Origin of the sequence: Pseudomonas sp. T1.Ur, assembly GCF_023516725.1 — a bacterium.
Taxonomy (GTDB): Bacteria; Pseudomonadota; Gammaproteobacteria; order Pseudomonadales; family Pseudomonadaceae; genus Aquipseudomonas; species Aquipseudomonas alvandae.
Genome location: NZ_JAMGSN010000001.1, coordinates 3,611,448 through 3,624,012, shown reverse-complemented (window position 1 = coordinate 3,624,012; position 12,565 = coordinate 3,611,448). Strand labels below are relative to the sequence as shown.

General features: G+C 62.8%; 12 protein-coding genes. 10 read left to right on the top strand and 2 right to left on the bottom strand.

Annotated elements, in window-relative coordinates:
- Positions 1 to 341 precede the first annotated feature (341 nt).
- Positions 342 to 917: an ANTAR domain-containing response regulator gene (locus M8Q45_RS15985; protein ID WP_025212689.1), complete on the bottom strand. Its 576-nt coding sequence runs from the start codon at positions 915 to 917 to the stop codon at positions 342 to 344.
- A gap of 14 nt (positions 918 to 931) precedes the next feature.
- Positions 932 to 2,143 (bottom strand): CmpA/NrtA family ABC transporter substrate-binding protein, encoded by a 1,212-nt coding sequence (locus M8Q45_RS15980; protein WP_249875540.1) that lies wholly within the window; start codon positions 2,141 to 2,143, stop codon positions 932 to 934.
- Between the two features lie 244 nt (positions 2,144 to 2,387).
- Between M8Q45_RS15980 and M8Q45_RS15975 the strand changes: the two genes are divergently transcribed.
- Genes M8Q45_RS15975 through M8Q45_RS15930 form a run of 10 tightly spaced genes read left to right on the top strand, consistent with a single transcriptional unit; the run spans position 2,388 to position 12,559 of the window.
- Positions 2,388 to 3,125 carry a helix-turn-helix domain-containing protein gene (locus M8Q45_RS15975; RefSeq protein WP_249875539.1) on the top strand — a complete coding sequence of 246 codons (738 nt, stop codon included), beginning with the start codon at positions 2,388 to 2,390 and terminating at the stop codon, positions 3,123 to 3,125.
- Between the two features lie 4 nt (positions 3,126 to 3,129).
- Positions 3,130 to 4,779 (top strand): type III secretion system outer membrane ring subunit SctC, encoded by a 1,650-nt coding sequence (gene sctC, locus M8Q45_RS15970; protein WP_249875538.1) that lies wholly within the window; start codon positions 3,130 to 3,132, stop codon positions 4,777 to 4,779.
- Positions 4,776 to 5,882: a type III secretion system gatekeeper subunit SctW gene (gene sctW, locus M8Q45_RS15965; protein WP_249875537.1), complete on the top strand. Its 1,107-nt coding sequence runs from the start codon at positions 4,776 to 4,778 to the stop codon at positions 5,880 to 5,882. Before sctC ends, sctW begins: the two co-directional genes overlap by 4 nt.
- A 22-nt stretch (positions 5,883 to 5,904) precedes the next feature.
- Positions 5,905 to 7,956, top strand: coding sequence for an EscV/YscV/HrcV family type III secretion system export apparatus protein (locus tag M8Q45_RS15960; RefSeq protein WP_249875536.1), 2,052 nt, complete (start codon positions 5,905 to 5,907; stop codon positions 7,954 to 7,956).
- A gap of 14 nt (positions 7,957 to 7,970) precedes the next feature.
- On the top strand, positions 7,971 to 8,378 hold the full coding sequence (locus M8Q45_RS15955) for an InvB/SpaK family type III secretion system chaperone (protein WP_249875535.1): 408 nt from the start codon (positions 7,971 to 7,973) through the stop codon (positions 8,376 to 8,378).
- Entirely contained in the window at positions 8,375 to 9,661 is a 1,287-nt protein-coding gene (sctN, locus tag M8Q45_RS15950) for a type III secretion system ATPase SctN (protein WP_249875534.1), read from the top strand. Before M8Q45_RS15955 ends, sctN begins: the two co-directional genes overlap by 4 nt.
- Entirely contained in the window at positions 9,645 to 10,100 is a 456-nt protein-coding gene (locus M8Q45_RS15945; RefSeq protein ID WP_249875533.1) for a SpaM family type III secretion system protein, read from the top strand. The genes sctN and M8Q45_RS15945 overlap by 17 nt, the downstream gene beginning before the upstream one ends.
- Entirely contained in the window at positions 10,097 to 10,987 is an 891-nt protein-coding gene (locus tag M8Q45_RS15940) for a SpaN/EivJ family type III secretion system needle length determinant (protein WP_249875532.1), read from the top strand. The genes M8Q45_RS15945 and M8Q45_RS15940 overlap by 4 nt, the downstream gene beginning before the upstream one ends.
- Positions 10,984 to 11,907, top strand: a complete 924-nt coding sequence (locus M8Q45_RS15935; RefSeq protein ID WP_249875531.1) for a FliM/FliN family flagellar motor switch protein — start codon at positions 10,984 to 10,986, stop codon at positions 11,905 to 11,907. Before M8Q45_RS15940 ends, M8Q45_RS15935 begins: the two co-directional genes overlap by 4 nt.
- The gene (locus tag M8Q45_RS15930; RefSeq protein ID WP_249875530.1) at positions 11,900 to 12,559 is read left to right on the top strand and encodes an EscR/YscR/HrcR family type III secretion system export apparatus protein; all 660 of its coding nucleotides are present in this window, start codon (positions 11,900 to 11,902) and stop codon (positions 12,557 to 12,559) included. The genes M8Q45_RS15935 and M8Q45_RS15930 overlap by 8 nt, the downstream gene beginning before the upstream one ends.
- Positions 12,560 to 12,565 lie beyond the last annotated feature (6 nt).

Below are 12,565 nucleotides of genomic sequence, written 5' to 3'. Positions count from 1 at the left end.
TCTTTGTCGTAGGTGGGGCAACCGCCGTTGGTTACCTGTGGGGTGGGTTAAGCGAGATCTGTGCCAACCTGATGATTAGGGGGAAGTCCTTCGCGAGCAGGCTCGCTCCCACAATGGATTTGTGGCGTTCATAAATATGAAGTCCACTCCGGACTTCCTGTGGGAGCGAGCTTGCTCGCGATGACGGTGGGTCAGTCGATATCGATGTTGAACGTTAGATCGCAATCGCGAGCAAGCTCGCTCCCACAGTTGATTTGTGGTGCGACAAATATGAAGTCCACCCCGGGCCCCCCTGTGGGGAGCCTGCTCGCGATGGCGGCAGGCCCTGCGCTACAAGGCTTTCAGCCCAGCAGCTCATTCATGGCAATGATCTGCTCCGCCACCTGGATCAGCTTCTGCTGGCGGCTCATGGCCTGGCGGCGCATCAGGGTGTAGGCCTGTTCCTCGTTGCACTCCTTCATCTTCATGAGCATGCCCTTGGCCAGTTCGATGCGCTTGCGTTCGGCCAGTTGCTGGTCCCGGGCCAGGAGTTGGGCGCGCAGGGCCTGGTCGCTTTCGAAGCGGGCCATGGCGACGTCGAGGATTGGTTGCAGGCGCGCGGCATGGATGCCTTCGACGATGTAGGCGCTGACGCCTGACTTGATCGCCTGGCGCATCACATCCGGGTCGTGCTCGTCGGTAAACATGACGATCGGTCGGGGTTGGTCACGACTGACCAGCACCACTTGTTCCATCACATCGCGGCCCGGTGACTCGGTATCGATCAGGATCACGTCCGGACGCACTGTTTCGACGCGCGCCGGCAGGTCGATGGTCAGGCCGGATTCGTCGATCACTTCGAAGCCGGCTTCAATCAAGGCCGCTTTCAGGCGACCGACTTTTTTCGCGGTGTCGTTGATCAGCAGGATACGCAGCATGGTCGTGGCTCCTGTCAGCGGCTGGCGAGAAGGGGAGCCGCATCGCTCAAGGCGTGCAGTTTGAAGCTGCGGGCGTACCCGGCCGGATCAGTGCCGTCCCAGGTGGTGCCATCGATCAGTTGGCTGCTGCGCATGTCCTGGCCTGGGGAGGATACGCCCAGCGCCGCGGCGGCTTCACGGTACAGCTTGAGCTGCTGGACCTGGCGCGCGACGGCCTGGTAGTCCGGGTCTTCACGCAGCAGGCCCCAGCGGCGGAACTGGGTCATGAACCACATGCCATCGGACACGTATGGCAGGTTCACCTCGCCGCCTCCGTGGAAGCGCATGGCGTGGGGATCCTGCCAACTGTTGCCCAGGCCGTCCGCGTAGATGCCCAGCAGGCGCGGCTCGATGCAGTCCAGTGGCGCGTCGAGGTATTCGGGCGCACTCAACAGCTGCGCGGTACTGCGACGGTTCTCGACGCTTTGCTCGATGAAGCGGCTGGCTTCCAGGATCGCCATCACCAGCGCCCGGGCGGTATTGGGGTATTGCTCGACGAACGCGCGAGTGCAGCCGAGGACCTTTTCCGGGTGGTCGGGCCAGATGGTCTGGGTGGTCGCCAGGGTGAAGCCAAGGTTTTGCTTCACCGCGCTGGCGCACCAGGGCTCGCCCACGCAAAAACCGTCGATGCGCCCGGCTTGCAGGTGCGCGACCATTTGCGGCGGCGGCACCACGACGCTGTCGACATCCGATAGAGGATGGATGCCCTGGGCCGCGAGCCAGTAATAGAGCCACATGGCATGGGTGCCGGTGGGGAAGGTCTGGGCGAAGGTCAGTTTCGGGCGAGTTTGGTGCACGTGCCGCTCCAGTGCCTCAGGACTGGTCACGCCCTGGGCCTGGAGGCCGTGGGAGAGGTTGATGCTCTGGCCGTTCTGGTTCAGCCCCATCAGCACGGCCATGTCCGTTGGCGCGACACCGCCAATGCCCAGGTGCACCGCGTAGATCAAGCCATAGAGGCTGTGGGCGGCATCGATTTCACCGCTGACCAGCTTGTCCCGCAGGTTGGCCCAGGACGCCTGGCGCTTGAGATTCAGGGTCAGGCCGTAGGGTTGGGCGAAGCCTTGGGTGGCGGCCACCACCACCGGGGCGCAGTCACTCAAGGCCATGAAGCCGAGGTTGATCGCGCTCTTTTCCGGGGCATCGCTGCCATTGACCCAGGCCAGGGGATTGGCTGGAACTTCATTCATCGCGCTTCACCTTTGCACATAAAAAAGCGTCGTGTCCGAGCCCATTGCCAGAGCAGGGCCGGAGACGCCGCCGTTCTCCCTTTAATCAGTCTGGCACTCATTTGGCCGTCGGCATGGGCGCCGATGAACAGTAATGGTGCAAGGCATATGCCAGCCCAGCCCTCATCAGCTTTCCATCAAGATTCCAGGCCTCGGGTCTTTCATCCTGTCGGTCCTTCCAACGCCACGTAGCAAAGGAGACGGTATGCAGGACAAGACAATTCGCGCCACGGCAGTGCCTGACCTGGGCGAACGCGTGCTGCACCTGCGCGTGACCCGGGCCCCGGTTCAACTGAACGCTGTGCGGTCGGGCCGCAACCACTGCCTGCCCGTCGGTTGGGAGGGCTTGGTGGTACAGGGCGATTCGCTGCGCTTGAGGGGTGGAGAGTTGCACGTCACGCCGGTTTGCGAAGCGACGCTGGTCAAGCTGCAAGCGTTCCTGGATATGAGCGATGCCTTGGTGGATACCGGACAACGGCTGGACGCGGTGCCGTGGGCCCTGTTGCCGGTGGCCGGCGAAACCGTCCGCTCGCCCCAACGACTCGAGCGCTGGTACATCGGGCAAGCGATGGACGATACGGCGGCTTATCACGCTGTTGCCCGCTTGTTGCGTCTTCACGAGAGCTATGGGCTCGTGCGTTTTTTGCTGGAACAGGGCACCCGCAGCGAAAAGCTGACCACCCTGGCACAGCGTTATGGCGTATCGGTCTCGCATTTTCGCCGGCTCTGTCACCAGGCCTTGGGGGGCGCAGCCAAGCCGGCCTTGCGCGGTTGGCGAACGGCCCAGGCGTTATTGAACATGAGTCTGCACAATGGCTCGCTGACCGACGTCGCGCTGGAGTTCGGCTTCGCCTCGTCGTCCCACTTCTCCAAGGAAATCCGCGAGCTGGTGGGTTTTGCGCCCAGCAGCCTGGCGGATATCACCTACCTGCCAGGCAAGTGAGCCGATGCCCCCTCGTTTGTTATCGCCGGTTCTGTTTTGCCTCTGCTTGAGCAGCGCGTGGCTGTTCGCACCCGTAGTCGTGGCGGCCGATGCCTATACTTTCGAGGCCCGCGAACAGAGCGCACGCACGTTTTTCAGCGAGCTGTCCGAGTCCTTGGGCAAACCGGTGATCGTCAGCAAGACCGCGGCGGCCAAGCGCATTGGCGGTACGTTCGATCTGCGCACACCGCAACGGACCTTTGAGCGAGTCAGCGCACAGATGGGGTTGATCTGGTACAGCGATGGCCAGGCGATCTATCTGTATGACGCCTCGGAAATCAAAAGCGCGATGATGTCGCTGCAGACCCTGACCGTCGCCAAGCTCCAAGCGTTCCTTGGGCGTTCGGGCCTGCACGATGAGCGCTATCCGCTGCGTCATGACGGTTTGCGGACCTTCCATGTGTCGGGCCCGCCGATGTACGTCGACCTGGTGGTGCAAGCGGCCGGGTTGATGGACAACCAGCGTTCGGAGCTGTTGCTGGGCAAGCAGCAGATTGGCGTCATCCCTGTGCGCAACACCTTCGTCAGCGACCGCCGCTACGAACTGCGCGACGACAAGGTGACCATCCCCGGGCTGGCCACCGTGATCGAGGACCTGTTGCGCGGCGAGAAGCGGCAGGTCGAATCGTCGGTGGCCCAACCCTCCACCCAGCGGCCGCAGGGCTCGATGCCGGTGTTTCCCCTGGAAGGCCCGGCGAACACCTCTTCGGACCAGGACCCGACGGCACCGCGAATCATTGCGCGCGAGGTGGCCGCCGGCAACATTCGTGTGGTCGCTTACCCGGATACCAACAGCCTGTTGGTCAAGGGGCTGCCCGAGCAGGTGCGCTTTATCGAGAACCTGGTCAATGCCCTGGACACGCCGAAACGCCATGTCGAGCTGTCGCTGTGGATCATCGATCTGCACAAGGACGAACTCAACCAGTTGGGTATCAACTGGCAAGGCGCGGTGAAGTCTGGCGGGCAATTCAGCGCCTCGCTCAACGCCGGTTCGGCCACCACCCTCGACGGCGCCTCGTTCGTGACCCAGGTCATGGCGCTGGAGCGGACCCACCGGGCGAACGTGGTCTCGCGACCGGTGATCCTGACGCAGGAAAACGTGCCGGCGATCTTCGACAACAACCGCACGTTCTACGCCCCGCTGGTGGGGGAGCGCAGCGTTGATTTGCAGCACATCACTTACGGCACGCTGGTGAGTGTGCTGCCACGTTTCGCACAGGCCGACGAGATCGAGATGTCCCTCAATATCGAGGACGGCAACGAAGTCGAGAACCCCGGCGGGGGTGAGCAGCAGAGTGCCTTGCCGACGGTCGGGCGTACGCGCATCAGTACCGTGGCACGTGTGCCCCAGGGCAAGAGCCTGCTGGTGGGCGGCTTCACTCGCGATGACCATGGCGAGCAGGTCGGACGCGTGCCGGTGCTGGGATCGATCCCGTGGATCGGCCGCTTGTTCAGCTATCGCCAGGGCCGCTCGGCCAACACGGTGCGGGTGTTTTTGATCCAGCCCAAGGAGATTCGCGACGCGCTTGAACCCGTGGAACTGGGCATGCCGTTGCTGACCCCCGAGCAACATGAGCGCGTGCGTCGAATGTACTTCCGGATGTCCGAGCCATGATCCTGCCCCCGGTTTCCATGGGCGGCCGGGCGGCCCAGGCTCGATTGAATGCTGAGAAGGCCGCCGAACATCCACAGCCATCAGTCGATGCCGAGACGGCGCAGGACGACAGCGCAACGGTGGCCGTGGCCCAGCGCATCGTGCAGGTCAGCGACGAGCTGTCGGCGGCGCTGACGCAGTTCCGTGGCCGGCGTTTGTTCGAACTCAAGTCCGAGACCCTGGCCGACACCTTCGAACGCGTGCTGGAGGATGACACCGTGCCCAAGGCCCGGCAGGTGCTGAACCTGGCGCGGCTGGCGGACAAACCCGTGGCCTGGTTGCTGCAAATGGCGTGCAGCCTGTTCCCCGATGACAGCGACCTGGTGCTGGTGTTGCGGGCGTTGTTGCGCCGCCGCAACCTGGAAACCCGCACCCGCCAGCGCCTCGAAACCCTCTTGCAGACGGTGGTCGCCCAAGGCTCGCCCAAGCGCATGAACGCTGGAATCAACGCCGCGCTCAAGGCCAGGATGTTCGGCAAGAGCATGGCGGTCAGGGCCGGCCTGCTACGCGAGACCTATCGGGATTTTCTCGAGTCCGACGAAGGCCCGCTCGGCAGCTATCAGGACTGGATCGCCCTGTATGGCCCGGCACAGCGCATGAATGTGCTGGCCTTCATCGAAGCCGCGCTGCTCACCGATATCAGCGCCCAGGACCCCAGTTGCTCGCGCATCGAGTTCGGCCATTTGCTGACCCGGGTGACGGACCTCAAGCGCTTGCGTTCGGCCGATGGGCTGTTCATCGGCGCCGTGCTCGGCGATGCATTGATCTGTCGACACAACCCCCATGAGGCCGACTGGCTGGTGTTCCTGCTCGGCGTGTTGACCTACCCCGATGACCTCGACCAGCTGTTGCTCGGGGCGTTGGGCGAGCAGGTGTTGCTCAGTGCCCATCGCGAACGTTCGACGTTGCTGCAAACCCTGCGACGGTTCAGCCTGCAGTTGCCGCCGCCACTGTTTGCCGATGAAGAGGCGCCACAACGCCTGGCGATCCAGTTCACCCGCCTGGCCGACGTCGCCTATGCCCACGAATGCATCGAACAGCGCCAGTCCGGTGGTCAGCCATGATTGTGTCGCGGAGCCAGGCCTAATGTTCAACGTGTTCCTGCGAAGTGTCGGCGCTCGTCCGGAGCTGCTGATCCTCACCTTGATGGTGATGATCATCGCCATGCTGATCATCCCCCTGCCGACGGTGCTGGTGGATTTTCTCATCGGCCTGAACATCGTCATTTCGCTGTTGGTGTTCATGGGCTCGTTCTACATCGAACGCATCCTCAGCTATTCGACGTTTCCGGCGCTGCTGCTGTTGACGACTCTGTTCCGCCTGGCGCTGTCGATCAGCACCAGCCGGCTGATTCTCAGCCAGGCCGATGCCGGCGAGATCATCGCGTCGTTCGGCGACTTCGTGATCGGCGAAAGCCTGGTGGTGGGTTTCGTGATTTTTTCCATCGTCACCATTGTCCAGTTCATCGTGATTACCAAAGGCTCGGAACGAGTCGCTGAAGTGGCGGCGCGCTTTTCCCTGGACGGCATGCCCGGCAAACAGATGAGCATCGACGGCGACCTCAAGGCCGGCGCCATCGATGCGGCCCAGGCGCGGGAAAAACGCAGCGTGCTGGAGCGTGAAAGCCAGTTGTACGGTTCTTTCGATGGCGCGATGAAATTCATCAAGGGCGATGCTATCGCCGGCATCATCATTATCTTCGTCAACTTCATCGGCGGCATGGCCATTGGCGTCGGGCAATTGGGCATGGACATGTCCACGGCCTTGTCCACCTACACGCTGTTGACCATCGGCGATGGCCTGGTCGCGCAGATACCGGCGCTGCTGATCGCTATCGGCGCGGGTTTCATCGTCACCCGCGTCAACGGCGACGACAGCAACCTGGGACGCAACATGCTCACCCAGATGCTCGGCAACCCGTTTGTCCTGGGCGTCACCGCATTGCTGGCGGTGGGCGTGGGGCTGCTGCCCGGTTTTCCACTGCTGACGTTTCTCTCGATTGCCAGTGTGCTGGGGTGGGTTGTGTTCGTGCGCCATCGCCGCGCCTCGCGCCAGGCCGGTCCAGGGGAAAGCCGCAGCGAACCCGTCGAGCCAGGCGCGGGGCAGGGCGAGTCGGGATTGCTTGATGATGTCGATAACGTTGCCACCGAAACCATTGCCCTGATGCTGCTGGTGCCCACCACGCGCTTGCAAGCGTTGGAGAAGGACCGGTGGGCGGCGCGCTTTCGCAGTCAGTTCTTCGTCGATTACGGGCTGCGCATTCCCGAGCCGCGACTACGGGCCAGCGAGGCGCTGCCGGCCCATCAAGTGGCCGTGCTGATCAATGAAGTGCGCGCCGAGCAGTTCGATATTCACTTCGATCACTGGCGCCTGCTGGATTATTCGCCGGAGCTGGAGCCGTTGGGTTTTGCCCTGGTGCGCGGTAACGACAGCAATCGCCTCGGTGGCGTCTGGGTCACCGCCGCTGACCGCGAGCGGGTGCAGCAGTTGGGTTACCACCTGCGGCCTGCCGACGAAGAATGTTATCGCTGCCTGGTCACGTTGCTGGCGCGCAACATCCAGGAGTTTTTCGGCGTGCAGGAAACCAAGCAGTTGCTCGATGAAATGGAAGCGCGCTACCCCGACCTGCTCAAGGAGGTCTATCGCCACGTCACGGTGCAGAAGATTGCCGAGGTGCTGCAACGCTTGATCGGCGAGCGCATTTCCGTGCGCAACATGAAGCTGATCCTCGAAACCCTCGCCCATTGGGCCTCCCGGGAAAAGGATGTGCTGGCGCTGGTCGAGCATGTGCGCGGCGCCATGGCCCGCTACATCAGCAACAAGTTTGCCCAGGGCAACGACCTGCGGGTGCTGCTGTTGTCGGCGGAGTTCGAAGACGTGGTACGCCGGGGCATCCGGCAAACCTCGGGCGGCAGTTTCCTCAACGTGGAACCGGCCGAATCGGAAGAACTGATGGACCGCCTCAGTGTCGGCCTGGACAGCGTGCACGTCGCCCACAAGGACATGGTGCTGCTGTGTTCGGTCGATGTGCGGCGCTACATCAAGAAACTGATCGAGGGACGTTTTCGGGAGCTGGACGTGATGTCGTTCGGCGAAGTTTCCGAGACGGTCTCGGTCAATGTCATCAAGACGCTGTAAAGGAAATCTTGCAAATGGTACCAACGGATATCGCCGGCCTATTGCGCGAAGCGCTGCGACACAGCGGCTGCGTGGACAACCAGATAGGGCATTTCGACAGTCACAGCACGATAGAAATGCAGATGAAGAATCTTCCGGATATCAGCGTGGCTGAGGTGGAAGGCGATGTGTGGGTCTGGGCGGCGGTCGCCGAAGCGACGCCCCAGTCATTGAATTATTGCGCTTTCGACCTGATGCAGTTCCTGCTCGAAGGCAACCCGTTTTCCCGTACCGGGCAATTGCACTTGTGCGAAGTCGAGGGGCGGCTGGAGCTGCGGTTGATGGCCAGCACCCATGCCTTGAACGATGCCACGCACTTGGCTCAAGCGCTGGATTCCTTCGTACAGGCCATTGAAACGCTGCTGGACATCCTGCGTCGATGAACCTGCGCCTGGAACGGCTGGCGGCCCATCCCTTGCGTTTGAGCGGTCCATTGATCGAAGCAGCGCTGCGGGAGGTGGTGATCGGCGAAATCTGTGAAGTGCGCCGGCATTGGCGTTGTCCCCAGGTTGCCGCCCGGGCGCAGGTCATCGGCTTCAAGCCAGGCGCGGTGCTGCTCAGTTTGCTGGGCGAGGCGAAGGGCTTGTCCCGGGAGTCGATGATCGTGCCCACCGGTTCGACCCTGCAGCTGACCTGCAGTGATGCCTTGCTCGGCAGTGTGGTCGATCCTCAGGGCGTTATTGTCGAGCGCTTGGCGCCGTCGACGGCGGTCGCCCAACGGGACTGTGCGGTGGATGCCGACCCTCCGTCGTACCAGCAGCGGCGCCCGGTGGTGGAGCCGCTGCGCACCGGCATCCGCGTCATCGATGGTTTGCTGACCTGCGGCGTCGGCCAGCGCATCGGTATTTTTGCCGCTGCCGGTTCCGGTAAGACCACGTTGATCAACATGCTGATCGAACACACCGACGCGGAGGTCTTTGTCATTGGCCTGATTGGCGAACGCGGGCGCGAAGTGACCGAATTCATCGAGCATCTGCGCCAGTCGCCCAAGCATTCCCGTTGTGTGGTGGTGTACGCCACGTCGGATTTTTCCTCGGTGGATCGCTGCAACTCGGCGCTGCAAGCCACGACCATCGCCGAGTACTTTCGCGACCAGGGCCGGCGCGTGGTGCTGTTGCTGGATTCGTTGACGCGCTACGCCCGTGCCCGTCGTGACCTGGCCCTGGCCGCCGGTGAAGCACCCGCGCGGCGTGGTTATCCGGCCTCGGTGTTCGATGCCTTGCCGCGTCTGTTGGAGCGGCCAGGCGTGACCGCATCGGGCAGCATCACGGCTTGGTACACGGTGCTGCTGGAGAGTGACGACGAGCCGGACCCGATTGCAGAAGAAATTCGCTCCATCCTCGACGGCCACGTCTACCTCAGCCGGGCCTTGGCCGCCAAGGGGCACTACCCGGCCATCGATGTCTTGCGCAGCGTTAGCCGGGTGGCGACGCAAGTCACCTCGCCAGAGGTTCGGCAACTGGCGGCCGCGACCCGGGACACCCTGGCACGGATTGAACAACTTCAGGTGTTTCTCGACATGGGCGAATACAGCCCAGGCGTGGACGCCAATAATGATCACGCGCTGCAACGTCGCGAGGCCCTCGGCCAATGGTTGCGCCAGTCGACGGAGCAACGTAGCGAACCGGATGAAACCCAGCGGAGCCTGCATGAAATCATTGCTTGATCGGCGACGCCTGCTGGCCTTCAGTCAGTTCCGTCGGCAACGCGGCGAACAGGCGGTGTTGCGTGTCCAGCGGCAATTGCAGCCACTGTTGCAGGAGCAGTCCGGCTTCGAGGAACAAGAGGCTGCGTTGCAACGGTTGTTGATCAGTCATCGGGCGAATGACTGCGTGATGGATCACGGCCAGTTGTTGGCGCTGTTGCGAACCCAGGCGGTCATTCGTCGGCGCATCGATCTGATGCGTGTCGAGCGTGACCGCGTGGACCAGCAATGTCGGCAGGTCGAGCAGCAATTGCAGGTGCAGCGCGAGCAACTGCGTGGGCTGCAACGTAAACGCGACACGTATGAGCGCTCCGTCCAGCAACTGTTGCGTGTGCAACGGTTAGAGGCGGTGCGCCGGGAAGAGCGGGAGCTGGAAGAGATGATTAGGGTAAGACGATGAATCAGGTCCTTGCGGTTCCCACCCGACCGGTCCAGGCACTGGACCCCGTCGACGAAGGTGCGTTGGATCAATGGTTGGACCCACTTGTCCCGGTGCAAGAGGATGAACTGCCGCAAGGCGTATTGGACCTGATGGCGTCGTTGAGCCTGCCGCCTCGGCGACCCATGATCGAAGCCGCCCGGGTGCAGGCCCGGCAGGCCCTGAGTGTCGGTCAGCAAGTGCTGGTGGTGGAGGGCGATGAGGCACGGTCGGTTGTCCAGGATACGCGGGCGGTCGAGCCCGATGGAAAACCCTTGATCACCCGGGAAACCGTGGCTTATCCACCGCTTCACCCGCCGCTCGGAAGATGGGCGCAACACCCATTGCCGCAACGCCTGCAGCCTTTGGCTTCGGCCGTCGACAAGGCCACGACGCCAGTGCCGATCGCGCCGTCAACGGTCGAACCTCTCACTGCGCCTCGTGCCCGCCCGGCATCCCGTCTCGATGAACAGCAGTCGCCTCAAATTCCGCAGGGCTTCCAAGACGTGCGCCCAACGCCAGCCGTTGCGCCTGCTGCCATCCCTTCACCGGTGCTCCCGCCCGCGCCGCCGATGCTTGAGGTCATGGTCGAGGCGCTGCCGGACACGAACCGGGGTGTGCTGCAGGTACCGTTCAACAAAGGGGCGGCCAATGGGCTGGTAACGATTATCCGGTTGCCCGATGAGCCCGCTCGCAACTTGACGCTCAACCCCAGCAACGCCCAAGTATTGGAGCAACTCAAGGCGCCTTTCGAGCTGGCTCGTGAGCCGGCCTGGCGGTTGGCCGACAGTGGCGACGAGCAGTCGCGCCAAGGTTCTCGGCAAGCGCCGGACGAAGACCCGGACGAACAGGCTGAGCGTGCGGTATGAGCGCCTTGCAACTACGACGGATCGAACCGTTGGCGCACGCCCAGGCGCAGGCGATTCAACGCTGGCGGCGCGCCGGTCATGAGGCGGGTTTGGGCCCGGTGCCAAGGGAGTGCGGCTATTTGCGTTTTTGCGCCCAGGGCAACGGCGGCGACTGGCAAGGGCTGATCGCGGCCCATGATTGGTTGAATCGAGCGCTGCCATCGTTGCAGTCGTTGCTGAAAGTGGAAACCCCGTTGATGAACATCCTCGAATTGTTTCGCGCAGTGCCGCGTCCTTTGTCGCTGGAAATAGACGAGCTGCAATACCAGGCGCTGGGCGACATCACGTGCGTCGCCCCGGGGCGATTGCCCATCCGCGAGCTACCCTGGCTCGAAACCCCTCGGGGGCGCGTGTGGTTCCCGCAACTTGCGCCGACACCCGCTGTCAGCGAGCGCGTGGGCGTCGGCACCTGGCTGGACGCATTGCCGTTGGGCCTGGAACTGATCCTCGGCATCACTCACCTGAGCCTTCCCGACTACAGGCGCCTGGGTGAGGGCGATGTCCTGCGCATCGTCCAGCGCACCCAGTGGTGCTGTCTGGCCGACCATTACCTTGGCAGTTTCACCTTTACCCAGGAGGGCTTAGAGATGCAATCGACCGTGGCCGATGCCAACCCGGACAACCCGCCAGACGCCGACGCGGCTATCGACCTGGGTGCGCTCTCGGTGCGCCTGGAGTTCCTGCTCGCCAGCCATCAAACCGACCTGGCCACGCTGTCGCGCATCATCGACGGACAACTGATCCCGTTGGCCGAGGACGCGGCGCGGCATATCGAGGTGCGCGCCAACGGCAAGCCGCTGGCCCGGGGGGAACTGGTGCAGTTGGACGGCCAGTTGGGTGTCGAATTGCTCAAGGTCTATCGGGCCAGCGTCGATGAATGACGTTTCGCTGATCGCGCTGCTGGCGTTCGCTTCGCTGCTGCCGTTCCTGGTGGCGGCGGGCACTTGCTACCTCAAGTTTTCCATTGTGTTCGTCATTGTGCGCAACGCGCTAGGCCTACAGCAGGTGCCATCGAACATGGCCCTCAATGCGATCGCCCTGATGTTGGCGATTTTTGTTATGACGCCGGTCATGAAGCAGGGCCATGACTACTACAAGACCGAGGCGGTGACCTTTACCGACATCGCGTCGGTGGTGGACTTTGCCGAGAACGGCCTGGGCAGCTACAAGGATTACCTGCGCAAGTACACCGACCCGGAGCTGGCGCAGTTTTTCGAGCGGGCCCAGGCAATCCAGGATGAAGTCGACGCGGGCCTGCCTGCCGATGAAGAGGTTGAGCCCTCGCTGTTTTCGCTGCTGCCGGCCTATGCGCTGAGTGAAATCAAAAGCGCCTTCAAGATCGGTTTCTATCTGTACCTGCCCTTCGTGATCGTCGATCTGGTGATCTCCAGCATCCTGCTGGCGCTGGGCATGATGATGATGAGCCCGGTGATCATTTCCGTGCCGATCAAACTGGTGTTGTTTGTTGCACTGGACGGCTGGGCGCTGCTGTCGACCGGGCTGGTCAAGCAATACCTGACCTTGCTGGTCTAGGTGCAC

What these genes read in the sequence shown, in the direction of transcription:
- M8Q45_RS15940 (WP_249875532.1), top strand. Translation starts at nt 10,097, where the DNA reads ATGAATCAGGTCCTTGCGGTTCCCACCCGACCGGTCCAGGCACTGGAC.
- M8Q45_RS15930 (WP_249875530.1), top strand. Translation starts at nt 11,900, where the DNA reads ATGAATGACGTTTCGCTGATCGCGCTGCTGGCGTTCGCTTCGCTGCTG.
- M8Q45_RS15985 (WP_025212689.1), bottom strand. Translation starts at nt 917, where the DNA reads ATGCTGCGTATCCTGCTGATCAACGACACCGCGAAAAAAGTCGGTCGC.
- M8Q45_RS15955 (WP_249875535.1), top strand. Translation starts at nt 7,971, where the DNA reads ATGGTACCAACGGATATCGCCGGCCTATTGCGCGAAGCGCTGCGACAC.
- M8Q45_RS15980 (WP_249875540.1), bottom strand. Translation starts at nt 2,143, where the DNA reads ATGAATGAAGTTCCAGCCAATCCCCTGGCCTGGGTCAATGGCAGCGAT.
- sctW (WP_249875537.1), top strand. Translation starts at nt 4,776, where the DNA reads ATGATCCTGCCCCCGGTTTCCATGGGCGGCCGGGCGGCCCAGGCTCGA.
- M8Q45_RS15945 (WP_249875533.1), top strand. Translation starts at nt 9,645, where the DNA reads ATGAAATCATTGCTTGATCGGCGACGCCTGCTGGCCTTCAGTCAGTTC.
- sctN (WP_249875534.1), top strand. Translation starts at nt 8,375, where the DNA reads ATGAACCTGCGCCTGGAACGGCTGGCGGCCCATCCCTTGCGTTTGAGC.
- M8Q45_RS15935 (WP_249875531.1), top strand. Translation starts at nt 10,984, where the DNA reads ATGAGCGCCTTGCAACTACGACGGATCGAACCGTTGGCGCACGCCCAG.
- M8Q45_RS15960 (WP_249875536.1), top strand. Translation starts at nt 5,905, where the DNA reads ATGTTCAACGTGTTCCTGCGAAGTGTCGGCGCTCGTCCGGAGCTGCTG.
- sctC (WP_249875538.1), top strand. Translation starts at nt 3,130, where the DNA reads ATGCCCCCTCGTTTGTTATCGCCGGTTCTGTTTTGCCTCTGCTTGAGC.
- M8Q45_RS15975 (WP_249875539.1), top strand. Translation starts at nt 2,388, where the DNA reads ATGCAGGACAAGACAATTCGCGCCACGGCAGTGCCTGACCTGGGCGAA.